Here is a 20,347-nt window from a genome sequence, read left to right as displayed (position 1 = left end):
AACAGGCGCTAATGGCGCCTGTTTTTATTAAAGGTAAAAATAGCCACTGTTACTGCGGCTTTTCTTCCTTATGATCGCGACGGAATAACGCCCACTCTTCAATTGCTTCACCGCTGGGTAAGGTGCAGATCCCATGTTCACCTTCGGCTGTTTTCTCAATTGTTAAGTTGCCACCAATGGAGACACAATACTCAGAGGCGGGATTGGCTATTTTTACTTGTTCAGTATCACTGCATCCGACTAATACCACACTCGCCAGAAGTGGAGCAGTAACAAGCAGGAATTTGATTTTCATAGACACTCCTTGGTGAGTTATTTTCGCCCTAAAATCCGCAGGATCCGTAGGAACAAGTTGATGATATCCATATACAAAGCGGCGGCGCTATCGATAGCATTATCTATGGTTTTAGGGATTTGATTCGCCCGTCCCCAGTCATAACCAATATAACCGCAGAAAATCAGCACGACTATCCAATCTAAAATGCCGTGGTGAGTATTAAAGATAAACACTTCAATCAGTTCGACGACGATAACGAGCAATAAAGCAATCGTGAGTGCACCGGAAATTTTTTGGAAAAAGGCGGGGAAGAGTGTGCCTAAACACATCATGGCTATGGTCACTAGCCCTGTGATACGAATGGCTTCAGTCACCAATTCGGGATCGTATTGACTAACCACCATATTGATAATTAAGCCGAAGGGCACGACCACAAAGTTGTAGCCAATAAAACTGACAACGGGATTAGTCGATTTTTGGAACAGATAAATCCCAAAGAAACAGGAGGCGAAATAGCAGATAAAGAAAATCCAAGGATTAACACTGGCAATCGCCTCTGGGTCGATATTGGTGACCATCCAATAGTTAACGGCAAAACCCCAAATCAGCGTGAGGCCGATAACGAGGTTGTAAATACCTGCGCCAACTATGGGGTCGTCTGTGGTCATGCGGTCAAATACACTGTTTTCCGAATCCATATGTTTTCCTTGTGATTTCCTTATTTTAACGGGCCATTAAGCGTCATCAGTGTTGAGCTATATGACGGCAAATTAAGCGGTGGCAATTAAGCTAGTGTAAATAAAGCTGTTTTTCAAGCGAGAACAACCTAAGCCTCTTTAGTGCCACAAACACTGCAGCGGGCTTGTTTCGGTAACTTCATCTCGCGAAACTCCATCGTCATCGCATCTATCATCAAAATGCGTCCTGCTAAGGTTTTACCCATGCCAGTAATCACTTTGATGGCTTCAACCGCCTGCAAACAACCTATCATGCCGACGACAGGGGCTAGGATGCCCGATTCAACGCAGCTCAGTTGTTGCTCGCCAAATAGGGCGCTAAAGCAATGATAACAAGGCGTTTCGCTGTGATAATCGAACACAGTGACCATGCCTTCCATCCGAATTGCCGCGGCAGACACTAAGGGCACTTTATGCTTAAAACAGCTGAGATTAAGTTGCTCGCGCACACTGACATTATCGGTACAGTCGAGCACTAGTCCGTGATCGGCGACTAGGGCGTCAATCTCATGATCATCTAATACAGCATTGATAATATTGATCTTAATAAAGGGATTGAGCTGCATGAGGCTCTGTTTAGCCGATTCGACTTTAGGCTGGCCGACATTGGCATCTTGATGCAGCACTTGGCGCTGCAGGTTGGATAATTCAACTGTATCAAAATCGACCAGTGTCAGCTCACCAATACCCGCAACTGTCAGGTACTGGCTGGCGGCACAGCCCAAACCGCCAGCGCCTATCATGAGCACTTTGGCCTGTTTTAGGTGCTCTTGACCGTCGATATCCATAGCCTTGATAGATATTTGGCGGCTGTATCTTAAGAGTTCGCTGTCGCTGAGAATATCTTCTGGCACATTCATTGGGATTTTCCTAGCAAAGCACGCTGTTAAATGGCTCGACCGTCACTTGGGTGCCAGCGGGAGTATCACCTTGGAATTGCTCCAATAAAACGAAACAGTTTGCTAAGCTCATCGAAGTCAACATGCCAGAACCTTGGCTACCGGTAATGGCAACTTCAAGTTTACCTTGTGCATTACGGCTTAAAACGCCCCGTTGATATTCGACGCGGCCTGGTTGTTTACGCACAGGCGTGGTAAGCGTAGCGTCTAACATCAAAGGTGCAACAGGGGTTAACCCCTGCATCTTGTTCAGTATTGGCCAAACGAGTTTGTAAAACGTCACCATAGAAGACACGGGATTCCCCGGTAAACCACAGAATATTGCTTTGCCTATTCGGCCCATGGCAAAGGGCTTGCCTGGTTTGATGGCGAGTTTCCAGAAGGTAATTTTGCCTTCCTCATCAAGAATTTGTTTAGTGAAATCCGCTTCACCGACCGACACGCCACCCGAGGTTAATACCATGTCGGCTTGGCTGGCAGCATGGCGAAATGCCTGGCGTATGGCTTCAGGATCATCGGCAATCACGCCTAAATCGAGCCATTCCACGTTAGCGCGGCTGAGTAAGCCTTGGATCGAGTAACGGTTTGAATCGTAAATTTGTCCTAGGGCTAATTCGCTGCCAACGGGACGCAGTTCATCGCCTGTGGAGAAAAAGGCCACTTTAAGCTGACGATAAACTCGCACTTGGCTAACACCAATCGTGGCCAACACCCCGAGTTCGGCAGCACCAATTTGAATGCCAGCACTGAGCACTTTAGTGCCTTGGGTGAGTTCTTCACCGCGGCAACGCACATTGGCGCCTTGCGCCCTAGGGTGGCGGATATGAATAATCTCACCTTCAACCTCGGCTTCTTCCTGCATTTGCACTGTGTCATAACCTGTAGGCACAGGCGCGCCTGTCATGATCCGCACGCAGGTATTAGGTTTGGCTTCACCTTTAAAACCATGGCCAGCGAAGGAACTGCCGATAAGGCGCAATGCGGTCTGATTGGTTTGCGTATTTAAGTCGACAAAACGGAAGGCGTAGCCGTCCATAGAGGAGTTGTTAAAGGGCGGCAGGTCGATGCAGGAAGCTAAATCTTCTGCTAGGACGCGGCCAAGGGCATGGGGAAGCAATACGACTTCGGTGTCTGACACTGGGCTAACTTGCTCGAGCAAAAGGGGAATAGCTTGATCTGGATGCATTAAGCTAGGTTGCGAACAAGGATCGGCTGTTACGGACATTAGGGTCTGCCTTATATGCAATGGGTCGTAATGACGCTGAATGAATTTCCACCTGATTATGACTGGCTATTATGCCACGGTGATCTGGGATGGCTATGATTTGCATGTGAGTTTCTGTGATAGGCCAGTCAGTTTTTTCTGCCACTTTGGGCGATAACCTCGCTAGAAGTCACACAATTTACTGCGCTAATTCGAGGGTTGAACGCGAGTCGATGAACAAATGAAAATCATTTTTATCAATGAATCATTAACTTAGCAAGAAATCCAAAGGTAAATTTTGTTGCTTTTGTCGACCCCCTTGATGACAATGTCTCCCATGATTCAGTTCGAATGCAAAAGAGGATTTACTATGCTGTCTGCAACTATGATCGAAAAGTTGAATGAACAAATTAATATGGAGTTCTTCTCCTCAAATTTATACCTGCAAATGAGTGCGTGGTGTGAAGATCAGGGATTTGAAGGCGCAGCTAAGTTTATGCGTGAGCACGCGGATGAAGAAATGGGCCATATGCGCCGTCTGTTCACGTATGTGAGTGAAACCGGTGGCTTACCTTTGTTAGGTGCGATTGCGGCGCCACAGTCACAGTTCGATTCTTTACTGGCGTTGTTTGAATTAACCTATGAGCATGAGCAGCTGATTACCCGTCAGATCAATGCCTTGGCCCATGCCGCATTTTCGAATCAAGATTACTCAACCTTTAACTTCTTACAATGGTATGTCGCTGAGCAGCATGAAGAAGAAAAGCTGTTTAAGTCGATTGTCGATAAGATACGTTTAGTGGGCGAAGATGGTAAGGCACTGTTCTTTATAGATAAAGATTTAGCTAAGCTAGCCTCTAAGGGTGGCGAAAGCATAATGAACGGTCAAGGCCAACCACAGGCTTAAACCCGTTTTATTTGCCACAAAAAAGCAGCCTAGGCTGCTTTTTTGTTCTTTATCGTTTTATTTTTATAAGCTTAGATATTCACGCATTTATCTTGATAGCCATCATTCAACAGTGCTGTGTGCTTGATGCGTAGCAAGGGAGTGATCTCGTTAAAGGGGAGCGGTTTGGAGATCAAATACCCTTGAGCGAAGTGACAACCTAAATCTCGTAGGAAGTGCCACTGTGCTTCGGTTTCTATGCCTTCAGCAACTAACTCCATTTCTAGGCTTTGCCCCATCATGACAATCGCTTTGACTAAGTTGGCGTTCGAGTTATTTTCGAGGGCATTTTCCACAAAGCTACGGTCGATTTTAATCACTGAAATCGGGAATTTTTTCAGATAACTCAGGGAAGAATAACCCGTACCAAAGTCATCGATATAGATTTGCGAGCCTAAATGGCGAATAGACTCGAGCGTGCTCAAGCAATGGCTGGCATCGCCCATCAGCATGCTTTCAGTGATCTCAATATGCACATTTCGTGGGTTAACATGGTGGCGGTTGAAGCACTCTTGCAACACTTGGTCGAACCCCATGCCGCGTGTATTGATACATTGGCGGCTGGAAACATTAATCGCGACATTGATATTTAAGCCACTTTTCTGCCATTGCCTCAGATCATGCATGGCTTGGTTGAGCACCCATTCGCCCATAGGCTCTATCAGCCCGGTTTCTTCGGCTAACGGGATAAATTGATCCGGCGGGATCAACCCAAGCTCGGGATCTTGCCAGCGGATAAGGGCTTCGACGCTGCAGACACTTCCGGTTTGCATATCCACGATAGGTTGATAATGCAGGGCAAATTCATTTTGTGCCACGGCACGGCGTAGACGTTGTTCTAACTCCATCCGAGCGAACATGGCTTGATTCATACCCGCGGTGAAGTATTTAAAATTGTTCCGTCCCGCATCTTTGGCTTGATACATGGCGGTTTCGGTATTGCGGGTGAGTGAGCTGACATCGAGGCCATCTTCGGGATAGACGCCGATACCAAAGCTGGCTGAAATCTGGATCTCGCGGTCATTTAAGTTAAATGGCATACCTAAGGTTTCAATGATTCGGGTTGCCATGTGTTCGATGGCGAGTTCGTTAGTCAGTCGTGGCAAGATAAGCACAAACTCGTCGCCACCGATACGTGCGATAAAATCGGTTCTCCCCGCAATGCCTTCTAAGCGCTTTGCGACATCTTTAAGTAATAAGTCGCCAGTGGCATGGCCTTGTACATCATTGATATATTTGAATTGATCCAAATCAATCAGCAAGATAGCCAGCTTGCGAGAGTCATGCTGCGCCACATGGATTTCGTGCTGCAGTCGTTCATTGAACAGCTTACGATTAGGCAGTCCAGTTAATCCATCGAAGTTGGCCTGATACCAAAGATCCTGCTCATATTGCTTTCGCTTACTGATATCCATAAATAAACCAATATGTTGGATTATTTTACCTTGCTCATTTCGCACAACAGTAATCGCTAGATACTCGGGATATACTTGGCCATCTTTGCGTTTATTCCAAACTTCACCCTCCCATTTCCCTTCTTTTTGTAGTGATTCCCACATGGCGGTGTAAAAGTGCTTAGGATGACGGCTAGAGCTGAGTAGGGAGGGACTGCGGCCTTTCACTTCTTCCAATGAATAGCCCGTAATGTGGCAAAAAGCGGGGTTGACTAGTTCGATATGGTTGTCGGCATCTGTCACCATTATGCCTTCGGCAGAATAGTCAAACACTGCTGCTGCGCGGCTTAGGGCATGGTTTGCTTTTTGCCGTTCGCTAATCATACGGTTCATGGCGCTGGCCATGCGGGCGAGTTCATCTGTGCCTGAGACTTGGATATTAATATTGAGCTGTGGATCTGCTGCCATTTGCTGCATGTCATTGGCAATCTTAGTGATCTTATCCATAAAATTGCGGATGATCTTTTGTCCAAGCCAAAGTGTGATGGTCGCGGTGAACAAAGCCGAGAACAAGTATAAGCCGAGTAAGATTAAGGTGTGGTTTTGTTGATATTCGCTCTGCTGCGCCATGTTCTTGGTGATATTTTGCGCCAGCAAATGTAGTTGATTGATACGCTGAGTGGTGAGATCCCACCACTCCTGGCTATCAATTGGATGTGGCGGCATTAATAGTTGGCTCATCGCTTGGCTTAATTTGTCCTCGCTGGCAGGGACTTGCGCGATGGCTTTGATCTCCGTCATCGGCAAACCTTGCTGCTGCAGTTGCTGCAACTTGACCATGCTGAACTGGTATTGATCTATGCTGTCCTCAATGGTTTTCAGCGCTGCCTTAAATTCGGGTAGAGAACGAGTCTCATGATTGAGTTCATCCAAATTAAGCAGAATCGTCGCAAGTGCTGCATTAAATTTTTGCAGTGAAATATCATCGCCCTTAAGCAAATAGTCCTGAAAACTGCCCATTAAGCCACCGTAACCTAAGTAGGCATTAATATTTTGTGCCAGAGCGCTAATGCGAGTTTGTTGTTCAATTTGCTTGCTGATTTGCAGAATACGTTGATTTTCTGGCGAATCTTGTAGGTTTTGTAGTAAGGACCTTCTATCGGAAATTGATGCATTGCTCGCGTGCATCACGGCTCGCTCATATTCATACATGAAGGAGATTATGGTGCGGTAATCATTAATATTGAGTGACTTGCTGAGCAGTAATTGATTGATGGCACTTCGTTCTTTTACGGCCAACTCCTGCACCATAAGCAGGTTCAATAGATCGGTATAGGCACGGGATTGACTGATTTCGTTGGTTTGTAACTGTAATAACTGGATGAGCTGCAAAAGCTGAGTGTGGAATTGATTATAGAGTTCCGTAAACTGACTCAGTGTTTCGTCTGTGTGGTTTTGGTGAACGTTAGCGAGTTTGTTGCCTGTGAGTTTGAGCGCATCCAACAATGCGTTCATTTTGTTTGCTTCAATACTTTTAGGGTCGAGCGCCTCCAGAAGGTGCTCTAAAGGCTCACTGTTCAGTAACGCATCGAGTGCTTTTGATCTAGTCGCTTGTTGCTGTAATAGCACTTCATCGGTTGGTCGCTGATTTGTACTTAGACCATATTCGTTTTGCAACTGATAGAGTAGCTCAGTGATTTGTACCGTCGTTTGTACCGCAAGATGATTGTGCTTGGCCGAGTGTGATTCCTTTATCAAGTCATGCATGCGCGTCAGAATGAAAAAGCTCATCATTAATAATGGGACTAACGAAAACAGAATGAGCTTTTGCTTCAAACTGAGATGGTGTAGCGCTGACGGCATTAAAGATCACTCCACTCGTTCACCTAGGCAGAAAAAGAAAATTCAACGTAATAACGTTGAATCCGAGTTACAAATAGGACTAGGCACAGGGTGAGGATATTTAACATAGGCGGCCAGCCACCGCGACCTTTAGTTTATGGATATCTAATCTAGGTCACGAAATTAAGCAAATTGTTATATATCATGCTAAGAGACTATTTTTATTAACCTATTTTGCACCTATCAAACAAGCATTTGTCTTGTCTGTGATGTGAAGCAGTATTTCATCATTCGAAAGAATGACTTGTTTAACTTTACCTTTTATCGGTTTTTTTAGTGCATTAGGTGGAACGCGATTGTTAACGGTAAATCTATTTAAATAAAAAGGACGTTTGCCGCAGCTAAACGTCCTTCTATTTAAATCAATGCCCTAGATTCAGGCGATTGGCATGTTATCTAGCCGACATTGGCCAGCAATGATTTGCGATAAACGACAATATCTTCAATCGTTAATACGGGTATATTGTGCTGCGCACCGAAGGCAATAATTTCGGGCAAACGCGCCATAGTGCCATCGGTGTTAGTGACTTCACACAATACGCCAGCGGCTTTTAAACCCGCGAGTTGCATTAAATCAATAGTGCCTTCAGTGTGACCACGGCGGGTCAATACCCCACCCGGTTGGGCGCGAAGTGGATACACATGGCCAGGACGAGCGAGATCACTTGGCTTAGCGTTATCGGCAATCGCCGCTTTAATGGTGGTCACGCGGTCTGCGGCAGAAACGCCAGTCGTCACACCGACTTTAGCTTCAATACTCACAGTAAACGCAGTGCCATATTGGCTCGAGTTGTTTTCCACCATAGGGGGTAACTCGAGGGCTTTGACTTTTGCATCGGGTAAACACAGGCAAACAATACCGCTACATTCACGGATGAGCATGGCCATTTGCGCGTTAGTCAGCGTCTCGGCAGCGAAAATTAAATCGCCTTCGTTTTCTCTATCTTCGTCATCGACAACTAACACACCTTGGCCTTGACGCAGGGCATTAAGACCCGCTTCAACGCGTTCGATAGCAGTACCAAAAGGAGCAAGTAAAGACTGATTCATGGTTAATATCCTTAAATAAACGACATTGGAATATCCAGAATCAGGGCGTGCAGAAATACAACGTAATCAAACCAAAAGGCTCGATTTTGCTGTAGCAATATCACTTCACTTGGGGTGAAGTTATTGCAAAACATGAGGCTAACACTGCAATACATAAGCGCGTTGCACTTAAATACCGCAAGGTGTTGTCTTACATTCTCTTCCATCCGGACTCAGCACTGTCGGCATTGAAGCAAACAGTCCATTACCGTCGGCTCTGGAATAGTCAGTTTTGCACTAGGCAAAATCTAAGGCACCAGATCTGCTGACCCCGAAAGTGATTTCGGGCGCTCGCGGGCTTTGGGTGTCGCTCAGCAAAATAATCACTTAGTCGTTACCCATTTACCGCCGGTGGGGAGTTTCACCCCGCCCTGAGAATTTGCTTTTGAGCCATTTGCGCTCAAAAACGCGGTTATGTTGCTCTTATTTACCGCGAATGGCAACTTCTCGCGTTCAATGTTTGCGCTAGTGCACACCTGACCACTATCATACTGAACACATAAGCTAATTGACTTGCCGTCGCATTCTTCGACGGTCGTTATGGACGTCACAAGGACGTATAAATGCGCTCTCTGCTACTCACTTTAGGTATTGTTATGTTGTTATCCGCTTGTTCGACCTCCAAAGGGCAAGTACCCGCCCCGGTTGCTGAAAAAATTCCCCATGTGATGACTTTACATGGCGTAACACGTACCGATGATTACTATTGGCTGCGTGATGATGAGCGCAATGATCCTAAAGTGTTAGCCTATCTCAACGCTGAGAATCGCTATACCGCGGCTTATTTCAAACCATTAAAGCCGTTGCAAGATGGTCTTTATAAAGAGTTAACAGAGCGTTTAGTCGCCGATGAGTCGAGCGTGCCGTACCAATGGCATCAGAACAGCTACTATCACAGATACCAAGAGGGCAGCGAATATCCGCTGATCAGCCGTAAGGGCGCCGATGGTGTTGAGCAAGTGATGCTCGACGTTAACGAGCGAGCTAAGGGCCATGAGTTTTATGGTTTAGGCGGCGCCAGTGTCAGCCCAGATGAAACCATGTTGGCCTTTGGCGAAGACGTCCTCAGCCGCCGTGTATATCACATCTATTTTAAAGACTTGGCTTCGGGCGACATGATCACCGACGTGCTTGAAAATACCGAAGGTCGCGTAGTGTGGGCGAACGACAACAAGCATGTGTTCTATATCGCCAAAGATCTAAAAACCTTGCTGGGCTATCAAGTGTATCGCCACGAGCTGGGCACTAAGCAATCGAGCGATGTCTTAGTGTATGAAGAACAAGACGATTCATTTTATATCTCACTCGGCAAAACCTTAGATGAGTCGCAAATTGTGTTGTTCCAAGAAAGCACCACGACCAGCGAAGTGTCGGTGCTCGATGCCAAAGATCCTCTGGGTTTATTCAAGCCAGTATTAGCGCGGGAAGAAGGCCACGAATACAGTGTGTCTAAGCTGGGTGATACTTATTACATTCTCACCAACTGGCAGGCGACTAACTTCCGTTTGATGAAAGTCGCCATTAAAGATGCAGCGGACAAATCTAAGTGGCAAGAAGTGGTTGCGCATAATCCCAATGCCCGTATCGAAGACGAGTTGGTGCTCAAGGATTATCTGATTATTCAGACCCGTGAAAATGGCCTAACGCGGATTAAAGTGATGCCGCTCAATGGTCAAAAGCCCTTCGAGTTGAGCTTTGATGAGCCTGCTTATGTGATGGGTTTAGAGATTAATTCCCAGCAAGACAGCAATAAGTTACGCATTTTCTACTCCAGCCTAACGACGCCAGAAGCCGTATACGAATATTCGCTGGTGAATCCCGATAGACGTGATTTATTAAAACAAGATCAAGTCTTAGGCGGCTTCGATGCCAGCCAGTATCGTGCCGAACGGATATTTGTGACGGCCCGCGATGGTGCGAAAGTGCCCGTCTCTTTGGTGTATCGCAAAGATAAATTCAAGAAAGATGGCACTAACCCTCTGTATCAATACGGTTATGGATCTTACGGTTACACAGTAGAACCCGATTTTTCTTCATCCGTTATCAGTCTGCTTGACCGCGGTTTTGTGTATGCCATCGCCCATGTGCGCGGCTCAGAAATGCTAGGTCGCCCTTGGTATGACAATGGTAAGTTGTTGAATAAGCAGAATACCTTCAATGATTTTATTGACGTAACAACGGCATTAACGGCGCAAGGTTATGGCGACAAAAACAAGGTTGTTGCCTCTGGCGGCAGCGCGGGTGGTTTGCTAATGGGCGCGATTGCTAACCAAGCGCCGGACAAGTATTTCGCCCTTGCAGCCCATGTACCTTTTGTTGATGTGGTGACGACTATGCTGGACGAGTCGATTCCGTTGACGACCAATGAGTACGACGAGTGGGGCAATCCGAACGAGAAAACCTATTTCGATTACATGCTGAGTTACTCGCCCTACGACAATGTCACTGAGCAAGAATACCCACACATGTTAGTGACGACAGGTTTGCATGATTCCCAAGTGCAGTATTTTGAACCCGCCAAGTGGGTCGCTAAACTGCGCGATGTACAGAATAAGTGGTACAAGATGGATGATAAGGTGTTGTTATTCAATGTGGATATGGAAGCTGGCCACGGCGGTAAGAGTGGTCGTTATCGCCAGTACCAAGACACTGCCCAAGAATATGCCTTCTTCTTGAGTCTATTAGGTATGGCGAAGTAGGTCATTCGCAAGTGACTGGATCAGCCGTCAACCTAGGCAATACTGACAGAGGCGCTTTACAGCAACATGAGTCACTGGTGGCAGACACACTTGTCCCAGTGACTAGCGCTGTCGCAACCAAAAATGTTGTTACAGAAGCTTCGCTGAATCCCGTACCATTAAATCCTGCACCACCGAAGCCTACACCCATAAAATCAGCACCCCTCTGGTATTTGTATCTAGTTCGCTGCGCCAACGGGCATTTATACACAGGCGTCACCACAGATGTCACACGACGCTTTAGCGAGCATCAATCGGGTGGTATCAAATCCGCTAAGTATTTGCGCGGTAAAGGTCCGTTAACGCTGATGTATCAAGAGCAGGTTGGCAGTCACGGCGATGCACTGCGCCGTGAAATAGCAGTTAAAAAGTTAAGCCGTAGTCAAAAGTTGGTGTTGATTGAGTCAGGGCGTGGATTACTAGAGCGTTAACACTGCATCATACTTGTTCTGTGACGAGGAATGAGATTAAGCACTGTCATTCCAGTGACTCGCCGTAAATATGTCCCTATAGGCTCGACGACGGCATCCATGCCGTCAACGGTCACTTCCATGTCAGTGCTTAATCTGGCTAACTGCATAGTATCCTGTTACCTAGAGCATTCTCTTAAGCCTAATGTCAGACAGAACTATCTATCTTAGTTGGCATGATCCTATTGCAATATATGATAGGTTTGTAACTCGCACATGGGATATTCTGTCTGATAGATTGTTGTGTAAGGAAAGTGATAGAAATCTGATTAATTTATTTTGATACAAATAGTTAACGATGCACGCTTTCTCTGCTCTAATGAGGTAAGCGAGCATGCACACTATTCAAAGGTTATCTTAATGGAGGTCTTTTTTATATGCATGGCGTTTGCAAATTATGTAATCAAGAAGCGAAGCTTGAGTTGAGTCATTTTATTCCAAAATTTATAGGAAAGTGGCTTAAGAAGACTTCAATTACGGGTTATTTAAGATATGGAAATCAAGTAAGTAAACGACAGCAAGATATAGCCAAAGAATATTGGTTATGTGGAGCTTGCGAAGATTTATTTTCAACATGGGAAAGAACTTTTTCGGTTAAAATATTCCACCCTTATATGAAAAACTCGAGTTTAGTAGCAGTGTATGGAAATTGGTTGTCAAAATTTGCAGCCTCTTTGTCTTGGCGAACACTTACTTATGTTCGCAGCAAAAATAGCCATGAAACTAAACCGCAAGAATACCTAGAAATGTTGGCAAAAGCTGAAGAGGGGTTAGCCAACTTCTTACTTGGTAAATCTTCAAACTTATACGAATTTGAGCAACACATATTTCCTCTTGATGTTATTGAGTCAACAAATTTCGATAATCTTCCAACAAACATCAATCGGTATTTCCTTCGTGCTATTGCCATGGATATTGTGGGTAACTCACAAGGCACGTACATTTATACGAAGTTACCTTCGTTTATTGTTATAGGTGTAATTAAGTCAAAGCAATCGAAACAAATGCGATCTAGCCGTGTGGCTATTAGCGGTGGAACAATATCCCCAAGACAGTACGTCTTTCCTGACGGTTTTGATGGTTATATCAGGGATGCTGCAAATAAAATATCTGAACTATACGAGCAAATCCCAGAAGAACAGCTTGCAAAGATTGAAAATTATGTGATTGATAATGTGGATAAAGTGGTAGGTTCAAAACTGTTTGAAGCTATTGTCCATGATTATGAGAGGTTTGGTCGAAAGTCATTAAGATAATAAAGCATTTAAGAGTGATTCCTAAAGCTTGGTATTTTTAGTTCAAGGTTGGGGGCTAGTGGCAATGTTGCTCATACTTGAATGCAACATTATATGTGAAGTTTATCAAGGCATTCATTGTTCAATTTGGCCACAGGTATACTCAAAGGTTAATGAGATTAAGCACTGTCATGGAAGTAACCGTTGGCGGCATAGCCGCTCTTTCGTATCCATGTGATCGCGGCATTTGCACTTCCGTATGCAGCAGATGCCACGGTCGAGCCTATAGTGACACTTCTTGTTAAACGAAAGGGCGGCGAGTCACTGGAATGGCAGTGCTTAATAGCTTAACGATTAACTTTCATAATAAATCAAATAGTTAAGCTTTAGTCGTCACCAAAGACTGGTCTGCATTGGGGTTAGAGAAGTAGAAATTGAGAGTTAAAAAAATGCCACTGGCCGGTTTATTGCCGGATTTATTATTGGGGTGAGTCGATTTTTTCTTCTGCTGAGCGATAAGTTTGTCTGCTATTGGTATTCTGAACTCCATTCAACAGCTTAAGAATGCCACTTACACAGATCTTTTCACGCTCTCGAACTACATGTCCGGTCTTTTTCTATGCTTAATTTACAATCCCTGGTAGGGCTTCTCTTAAAAGTTCCAACTCCTTTTTGTTTGCTTTAATCCAAAGTTTTTTCAAGTTTGGTATCGAAGCCAAGATTTCTACTGTCTCTTTAGTCTTGATTACATTTGTTTCAACAAGATATAACGCAAAAATATTTTTATTTCCACGCAACTCATCAATACTGGACAGCTGTGGGTTTCCACTGAGGTCTAAAATTTTTACGCTGTCAAGCGTTGAAATGATAGAACCAAAATCTAACTTTTGACATTTATTTAAAGATAAGTAGCTTAAATTCTGGGTGTTTCCGGTAATTTCAGAGAGTTTGCTTGCATGGGACACACTTAATGATTCAACTGAGTCTGAGCATAAATTAATTGACTCTAATGAACGAACAATGGAGCAGTTTAATGAAATTGCGACATCAACTTTTAGATTAATAACTTTGGAGTTGAATATATTTACATGCTTAATCCCGTCAACCAATTCAGATGATTCATTTTGCTCAACATAACCTTTCCGAATGAATGCCATTATGGCTTTCCAATCATCTCGCTGCCACTCAGTGTTATATACATAATCCAATATTGGTAATATAGAATCGAAGGTAGGTAATGAATTTTCCCACCTCTGCCATTCTGAAACATTTTCTGGTGCTAACTTTATATATTTCTTAAAAGATGAAATGTCCATATTATCACTTAATTAAAATTGGGTTGTCGAATTCAGAACGTTGATCTCTTCCGGTATATTTTTTGCATTTCTTTTGATAAACGGCTCTAAATTCTGATGATTTATTCTGTCACGCTATCCCTTTACTCACTCTCATTTGAGCTGACTAAAGCTTTAAAGCGAAGGTCACTCTTGCTCAGAGGGGTAAGTGCCTCGGCTTTGGTGAGATATTGCATAGTGATGTGGATAGCGTCTTGATGGTGACTAAATTCCCTAAAAAGACGCTTTGCAATCAGCAGATTTAATTGATGTGCGGCTAATGAGGCATGCTCATGATTTATCTGCAAAATAACCTCTCCTAGGGAGATAGGGGGAATTTCTCCCAAGGTTATAAGAAAGGCTTTTGCGACAGTTCTGGCGTGTGAGAAATAGTCTGAGTGCGCATCTAAGGCGTAAATATGCTTGAAAATGTGTTTGGCTAGGGCTTTATTGCCGTTGCGATAAAAAGATTCGCCATCAAAACAAATATCCCCTAGTCCTTCCATTATCTGCCTAGGGTTATCCGATAGGGAAAGCGATTCAATTTCTTTTTGGTATTCCGAAAACTGATCCATATTCTCGACCTTACTGGCAATACAGTGTGACTTTTCGACTATTGAAGTGGGAAGGCTGACAATCTTAGCAAATCCACAAGGTTAAAGCGTAACGGTCTGAATAAAATCAACGTCATTTCTGCAAACTCAAGCTTAATTTCGGTATAAAAAAATGCCACTACAAGGGGTTAGTGGCATAAATGCATAAGTCGGGCATAAGCTTAAAAGGGTGGGTAGAAGACTGACATCTTGGCTGGGAACCGTTGCAACATCAGCCTCTACGCCGGGAAGTGGGTAAAACCTTTGGGAGTAGAGTGGTAAAACGGCGCGTTATTGCATGCTCACTGGGCCGTCGATTTTGTTAAATTTCACATCGCCAGAACCTGCCGCAAGAATCGTTAATCCCTTAGTGTTAAAGACATTAATGTTGCCTGAGCCATCTGTGATGGTTACAGCACTTTGCACATTGGCGACCTCTATGTTGCCCGAGCCGTCATCAATTGCGATATTGCCGCGAATATCGGTCAGCTTGATGGCACCAGCGCCATCTTCAATGGTTAGGCTGCCGTTGATTTGGCTGATTTCAATATCACCTGAGCCATCCTCTATGTTGATATTGTTACCACCGTTGATAGTGAGTTCACCCGAACCGTCTTTGATGTTCATGTCTGACGTCATCTTGCTGATCAAAATAGCCCCTGAGCTGTCATCAATATCCAGTGTAAAGTTCGCAGGGACTTGCAGTTTTAGGTCTATATAGGGCGAGTTATTATTAGAATCTGCTTGCTCAAAGTTGGCCTTGAGCTTGGCCTTATTGGCTTTTTTCTCAAGGGTGAGAATGACTTTGCTGTCATCGTTGCCGTCCTTATTGCTATAGATGTCGGCGACGAGTTTAATTTGGCTGAGGCCTTCGACACCGATAATTTCCAAACTGCCTGCGCCAGTTTCTGCAATCAGGCCTTGTAAGTCTTGGCTATCGAGTGTGAGTTCGCGTTGCTGGTGGTCTAAGTCTGGCATGCCTGCTGCGTTCACATTAAGAATGCAGCCAGTGAGCGATACCCCAGCAGTAAAAAACACTATAAAAGCGAGGGTGAATATAAATGGGCGTAGTGACATGTTAGCTTCCTTGTTTATCTGGCACTCGATTTTTTGGGTGAGTGCTGAGTCGTCTTGCGATGTGTAAGACATTGCACAGCCCATGCCAATTTTAAGTTTCATTTATAATCAATTGGTTAAGCTGAAAAGTGTCCGAGACTCACTGTGCGGACATGTCCGCTACATGGGTGATTTACTCATAGATTAGTGAAATTGCTCATTTATTAAGTTAGTTTAAGCTCCGTAAGTCACGCGGAATCAAAAATACAAAAAACATAAGAAGGGATGCAGATGGATTATTTAACGACGAACAAGACGGCTTGGGATGCGCGCACTCGGGTACATTTAACTTCTGATTTTTATGATGTGGCGGGTTTTCTTAATGGTAAGACTTCGCTGCGGGAAATTGAGCTAGGTGAACTCGAGGTTGCAGGTAAAAGTTTGCTGCATCTGCAATGTCATTTCGGCTTAGACACCTTGTCGTGGGCGCGAATGGGAGCCAGAGTCACAGGCGTCGATTTGTCAGCGGTGGCGATTGTTGAAGCGCAAAAGCTGGCAGAACGGACACAGTTGTCCGCCGAGTTTATCTGTAGCGATGTTTACAGTGTGGCGAGCAAGGTTGAGCCTCACGATATTGTGTTTACGTCCTATGGTGCCATTGTTTGGTTGCCGGATTTAACTCTGTGGGCGCAGACGGTGGTTGCCTGTTTAACACCCGGCGGACAGTTTTACATGGCCGAGTTCCATCCTGCGCAGCAGTTGTTCGATGGTTATAGCTATTTTAATCGGGGTGAGCCAGACATAGAGCAGGAAGGCACATATACCGAAAATACCGGTGATGATCAGCAAACCTTAATGTGCTGGTCGCACAGTTTATCTGAAGTGATCAATGCGTTATTACAGGCGGGCTTAGTGTTGGAGTTTTTCCACGAGTTTGATTTCAGCCCCTATAACTGCTTTGAAGGGCTCGAAGCGCAAGCCGATGGTCGTTATGTGTTAACACACCAAGGGCAGAAGGTGCCCTTGGTGTATAGCATCAGTGCGCGTAAGCCAGCGTAATCACAGCCTTTTGTAATCGCGATGATCAGCGACTACGGTAAACCGGATACTTAAGGTATTGGTTATCGTAGTAAGGGCTGCGTTCATAGAACCAGCGTAGGCGTGCCTCAGGATCGGCGGCAAACTCTGTATTAGTCAGTGCTTTGTCGAACTCAGCTTGTAGCTTAGGATCTTCTTTCAGCATCTTGGCAGCCAGTGGCTCTACTGCATAATCTTCAATGTATTCAGTACGAGTGAAGATAGGATTGAAGAAACCCCATTGCAGTAAAGAATCAGGTGATTGCGGCTCAAGCAGTAAAATCGCCAGATCGCCTAGCGGTTGATCTGTACTGATTTTAATGGTGCCAGCGGGCAGAGTGGTGCTAACTTTGGTTAACTCTGACTCGGCTTTGACCGTTTGGCGGCCCTCAAAATCCTTAGTGTTAAACACGGGATTGCTGAGGGTATATTGCTGCAATTTCAACTCGGTTGGCTTTTTGAGTGTGGTCATGCGAATGCCATGCACGTTAAGACGATCAATCACTTGAGTCCATTGTGCTGGAATATAGTAAGCACTCGGACGAGTGACCTTAATGTCGGGCACTGTTTCAGCCATCACAGGCAAGTTAGGGTAAAGTTTTGGTTCACCTGTCCAGCGCACAACTTCAGCGCCACTGATGGGGCTCTTTTCAAGTTGATAATCTATGCCTTTAAAATCCCAGCCTTTTTCTAATGGTGCTAATTTCCAAGTAAGGGTGATTAGCGGTGAGGCGCGGTATTTATCTTCTTGAATCGCACTCTTAAGTTTTGTCGCCTGTTCACCCACGGTTTTGAGGGTTTGCGCTAACATCACATAAGTGCCGAGCACCCTTTGCTTAAAGGGCTTTAGGCTGTGGTTTTCAACCAGAATGGTGGGCAAATGGCGAGCATCGCCATAACCGTTAGAGAAGCGCGGGCTTGGATTCCACAGCGACATGCCTTTGTTAATATCGGCGTTATCCACGGCAAAAATCAGTGCGCCGGGAATATGGCCTTGTTCCGTTAATGCGGCTTCAACCGCAGGTCTGTAGCTGTTTTCGAGCCAGCGGTAGCTCGCAGGGCTTAAGCCTTGGGCAAGGTTATAACCAAAGGTAACATCGTATTGATAGTCGATGCCGTCAGTAACATGGACATCGATATACAGATCTGGTTGCCATACGTTGATTGCGCGCAGCATGTGCTGCATTTCTAAGCTGTCTGCCTTAGCATAATCGCGGTTAAGGTTGAGATTATTAGCCGTAGTGCGCCAGCCCATATTCACTGGGCCACGTTGATTCACCCGATTAAATTCGCCGCTGCGCTCATGGGCATCAACACTAAAAATAGGCACAAACAAGAGGTTGGCTTTATCGAGCAGGACACTTTTATCGCCTTGGATAATGTCACGTAGCAGCATCATGCCAGCATCTTTACCGTCGATTTCTCCTGCATGAATCCCCGCCTGCACTAGCACTGTCGGCTTAGTGTTTTGTTTGAGGCGTGCCGATTCATTAATGCCTTCGCTACTGGCGATATACATCCAAATATCGCGCCCTTGTGGGCTCTTACCTAAGCTCACCTTTTGTAATTTATCTGTCTCGCCCGCGAGTTTGTCGAGCCAAGCGATAGTGGCATCGTAGCTTGGACTTTCAATACCGCCACTTTGCTCAAAGGGAGTCGCCCACTCGCTATCAACACTTAACATGAGCGATTCGCTGGCGCCATGCCAAGTGATGCTGGGCGGTAAAATCGCATCGTTGACAAAGGTGTTGGCTCGTTCAGGAATGGGCGCTGGTTGTGCTTCTGGCGACGTAACTGTGGTATCGGCCAGTACATTAGTCGCAGTTTCAGTCGCAGTCGCTTGGCTATTCGCTGCTGGACTTGCATCCTGTGACGTTGGGATTACTGGGGAGCCAACTGCCAATGTTTCGGTGGTAGAGGCTTGCGCCATAGTGGCTGCCGGAGTTGTTTGGGCTGTGGTTTTCGCATCATTGGCAAAAGCATTCCCAGGGTACAGATTGCCCGTAGAGAGACAGGCAATGGCGATAACGGAGAAAGAAAACAAGCGCATGAAAAGAGTCCATCTATCGAATTTTTATTAGGACGGTATCTTTTCATTAAACGCCCCGTTAACGCAAGGGCGGCTAAGGGTATCCGGCATTTCTGACGTGGATTTAAGCACTAAGCGGAATGGTAAAATCGACTAAGCCGTTTTGTTGGGCGTTATCTGAGAAGCTGGCCGCTTGTGATAGGCAATGTCGATAATGGCAATGTCTTTATAAAGTGCTTCGACGGCAATCGCGAGCTGATAAATCAGCCAGCTATAACCTGTGAGTGCAAATCCCTGCGGCACTTGGTCGTTTACGGCTGTCACTGGATCTGCGGTCGATGCTTGAGTGGCTGCGACTAGGGCAAGCTGGAGTCTGTGTTGCAATTCTTGATCTAAGCATTCTGGCAGTGTCGGCAATTGTTGAGCTTTACCCGCCACAAATTCTGCAAGTTGTTGCAAATAGAAGGCAAGCTCAGAGGCAACCGCATTAATCTGCAGATAGGCGTCTTTGTCTTCTTCCTGCCAGCGGGTAAAGGGTAAGAGTTCGAGTAAGGTGATTAAGCGCACTTGTTTATTGGCTAACTGCGACAGTAGCACTTTGTGTTTTTTGAGGGTTTGACTTTCCCATTCCAAGGAGAAAAACAGTTTCTTTTGAGTGAGTACGGCCTTCATCGCAGCCTCTAGTCTAGCGCGAAAATCGAGCTCATGATTGGCGGGCGCCTTAAGATGCTCGGCTAATACTTCGGCCATATTGTCGATGGCATGGGTGAGTTGGGAGCGCCAATCTTGTTTAGCTTTAATCGGAAAAATGAACAGTGAGACCAAAATAGCAATCACACAGCCGGAGAGGATGTTGGCCGTGCGCCATAGTGCCTCAGAGGTGTCATGGTTGGCGTCGCCGACGACGATTATGATGGTAAATCCGGCCACTAAATAGGCATAGCTGTAACGTCCGGCCGAGATAAAACAAATCAAGCTAACGGCTAAGATCAGCAGGCTCATGATTAGCCAATAACTGTCCACAGTGGCAACTAACATCACCCCATAAGCTGAGCCTAAACAAGTGCCTATCGCCCTTTGTAGCGACTTTTCAATCGCGCCGCCTACTTGAGGTAAGCTCATCATAATGATCACTATCGTGACCATGCTCCAAATAAAATGCGGTGGCGCCCAAATGGCATTAATAGTGACAGCAACGAGTAAGGCTAGCCCGAGCTTTAGGGCGTGAATTGAGCGGAAATGGCGATAGATAAAGTCGGCAAAGGGTGTGGCTGGGGCAAATACAGACATAGGGCAAAATTCCTTTGAGCTAACTTAGCGATGTTAATCTGGTGGCAGTATCGCAGAAAAACCGTGTCACTTGCGGC

Annotated in this window: 17 protein-coding genes and 1 riboswitch; of the genes, 5 read left to right on the top strand and 12 right to left on the bottom strand. The window is 45.4% G+C overall.

Annotation, left to right across the window (positions count from 1 at the left end):
- Nucleotides 1-49: 49 nt before the first annotated feature.
- The 4 genes from L5M37_RS16130 to glp all read right to left on the bottom strand — a co-directional run bounded on the left by L5M37_RS16130 (nucleotide 50) and on the right by glp (nucleotide 3,138).
- Nucleotides 50-295, bottom strand: a complete 246-nt coding sequence (locus L5M37_RS16130) for a DUF333 domain-containing protein (RefSeq protein ID WP_263170257.1) — start codon at nucleotides 293-295, stop codon at nucleotides 50-52.
- 17 nt (nucleotides 296-312) lie between these two features.
- Nucleotides 313-975 carry a Bax inhibitor-1 family protein gene (locus L5M37_RS16125; protein ID WP_263201197.1) on the bottom strand — a complete coding sequence of 221 codons (663 nt, stop codon included), beginning with the start codon at nucleotides 973-975 and terminating at the stop codon, nucleotides 313-315.
- A gap of 128 nt (nucleotides 976-1,103) precedes the next feature.
- Entirely contained in the window at nucleotides 1,104-1,874 is a 771-nt protein-coding gene (gene moeB, locus L5M37_RS16120; RefSeq protein WP_263201195.1) for a molybdopterin-synthase adenylyltransferase MoeB, read from the bottom strand.
- A 10-nt stretch (nucleotides 1,875-1,884) separates the two neighbouring features.
- Nucleotides 1,885-3,138, bottom strand: a complete 1,254-nt coding sequence (glp, locus tag L5M37_RS16115) for a gephyrin-like molybdotransferase Glp (RefSeq protein ID WP_168826933.1) — start codon at nucleotides 3,136-3,138, stop codon at nucleotides 1,885-1,887.
- Nucleotides 3,139-3,487: 349 nt separating this feature from the next.
- Between glp and ftnA the strand changes: the two genes are divergently transcribed.
- A complete protein-coding gene (gene ftnA / locus L5M37_RS16110) occupies nucleotides 3,488-4,024 on the top strand; it encodes a non-heme ferritin (protein WP_105250975.1) in 537 nt (178 codons plus the stop codon).
- Nucleotides 4,025-4,095: 71 nt separating this feature from the next.
- Here the strand turns inward: ftnA and L5M37_RS16105 are convergent, their stop codons facing one another.
- Both L5M37_RS16105 and ribB read right to left on the bottom strand, forming a co-directional pair.
- The gene (locus tag L5M37_RS16105; RefSeq protein WP_263201193.1) at nucleotides 4,096-7,320 is read right to left on the bottom strand and encodes an EAL domain-containing protein; all 3,225 of its coding nucleotides are present in this window, start codon (nucleotides 7,318-7,320) and stop codon (nucleotides 4,096-4,098) included.
- 435 nt (nucleotides 7,321-7,755) lie between these two features.
- Nucleotides 7,756-8,409: a 3,4-dihydroxy-2-butanone-4-phosphate synthase gene (gene ribB, locus L5M37_RS16100; protein ID WP_263201191.1), complete on the bottom strand. Its 654-nt coding sequence runs from the start codon at nucleotides 8,407-8,409 to the stop codon at nucleotides 7,756-7,758.
- Between the two features lie 190 nt (nucleotides 8,410-8,599).
- Nucleotides 8,600-8,831, bottom strand: a riboswitch (FMN riboswitch).
- Nucleotides 8,832-9,011: 180 nt separating this feature from the next.
- Between ribB and L5M37_RS16095 the strand changes: the two genes are divergently transcribed.
- Nucleotides 9,012-11,147: a S9 family peptidase gene (locus L5M37_RS16095; protein WP_263201189.1), complete on the top strand. Its 2,136-nt coding sequence runs from the start codon at nucleotides 9,012-9,014 to the stop codon at nucleotides 11,145-11,147.
- Nucleotides 11,148-11,158: 11 nt separating this feature from the next.
- Nucleotides 11,159-11,617: a GIY-YIG nuclease family protein gene (locus L5M37_RS16090; RefSeq protein ID WP_263173748.1), complete on the top strand. Its 459-nt coding sequence runs from the start codon at nucleotides 11,159-11,161 to the stop codon at nucleotides 11,615-11,617.
- Here the strand turns inward: L5M37_RS16090 and L5M37_RS16085 are convergent.
- On the bottom strand, nucleotides 11,614-11,766 hold the full coding sequence (locus tag L5M37_RS16085; protein ID WP_263201187.1) for a hypothetical protein: 153 nt from the start codon (nucleotides 11,764-11,766) through the stop codon (nucleotides 11,614-11,616). The two genes, L5M37_RS16090 and L5M37_RS16085, sit on opposite strands and share 4 nt — an antisense overlap.
- 267 nt (nucleotides 11,767-12,033) lie before the next feature.
- Here L5M37_RS16085 and L5M37_RS16080 point away from each other — a divergent pair, with 267 nt between their 5' ends.
- Nucleotides 12,034-12,912: a hypothetical protein gene (locus tag L5M37_RS16080; protein ID WP_263201185.1), complete on the top strand. Its 879-nt coding sequence runs from the start codon at nucleotides 12,034-12,036 to the stop codon at nucleotides 12,910-12,912.
- 602 nt (nucleotides 12,913-13,514) lie between these two features.
- Here L5M37_RS16080 and L5M37_RS16075 read toward each other — a convergent pair.
- The 3 genes from L5M37_RS16075 to L5M37_RS16065 all read right to left on the bottom strand — a co-directional run bounded on the left by L5M37_RS16075 (nucleotide 13,515) and on the right by L5M37_RS16065 (nucleotide 15,895).
- Nucleotides 13,515-14,207, bottom strand: coding sequence for a hypothetical protein (locus tag L5M37_RS16075; protein WP_263183203.1), 693 nt, complete (start codon nucleotides 14,205-14,207; stop codon nucleotides 13,515-13,517).
- Between the two features lie 122 nt (nucleotides 14,208-14,329).
- A complete protein-coding gene (locus tag L5M37_RS16070; RefSeq protein WP_263201183.1) occupies nucleotides 14,330-14,800 on the bottom strand; it encodes a hypothetical protein in 471 nt (156 codons plus the stop codon).
- Nucleotides 14,801-15,109: 309 nt separating this feature from the next.
- The gene (locus tag L5M37_RS16065; RefSeq protein ID WP_263201265.1) at nucleotides 15,110-15,895 is read right to left on the bottom strand and encodes a hypothetical protein; all 786 of its coding nucleotides are present in this window, start codon (nucleotides 15,893-15,895) and stop codon (nucleotides 15,110-15,112) included.
- 270 nt (nucleotides 15,896-16,165) lie between these two features.
- On the opposite strand from L5M37_RS16065, the gene L5M37_RS16060 reads away from it, so the two are divergent.
- Entirely contained in the window at nucleotides 16,166-16,933 is a 768-nt protein-coding gene (locus tag L5M37_RS16060) for a class I SAM-dependent methyltransferase (protein ID WP_263201182.1), read from the top strand.
- A 25-nt stretch (nucleotides 16,934-16,958) separates the two neighbouring features.
- Here the strand turns inward: L5M37_RS16060 and L5M37_RS16055 are convergent, their stop codons facing one another.
- Both L5M37_RS16055 and L5M37_RS16050 read right to left on the bottom strand, forming a co-directional pair.
- Nucleotides 16,959-19,001, bottom strand: a complete 2,043-nt coding sequence (locus L5M37_RS16055; protein ID WP_263201180.1) for a M14 family metallopeptidase — start codon at nucleotides 18,999-19,001, stop codon at nucleotides 16,959-16,961.
- Nucleotides 19,002-19,133: 132 nt separating this feature from the next.
- A complete protein-coding gene (locus tag L5M37_RS16050) occupies nucleotides 19,134-20,270 on the bottom strand; it encodes an FUSC family protein (protein WP_263201178.1) in 1,137 nt (378 codons plus the stop codon).
- Nucleotides 20,271-20,347 lie beyond the last annotated feature (77 nt).

The organism is Shewanella sp. SM69 (assembly GCF_025653985.1).
GTDB classification, from domain to species: Bacteria; Pseudomonadota; Gammaproteobacteria; order Enterobacterales; family Shewanellaceae; genus Shewanella; species Shewanella oncorhynchi.
This window is presented reverse-complemented; position numbering and strand designations above follow the sequence as displayed.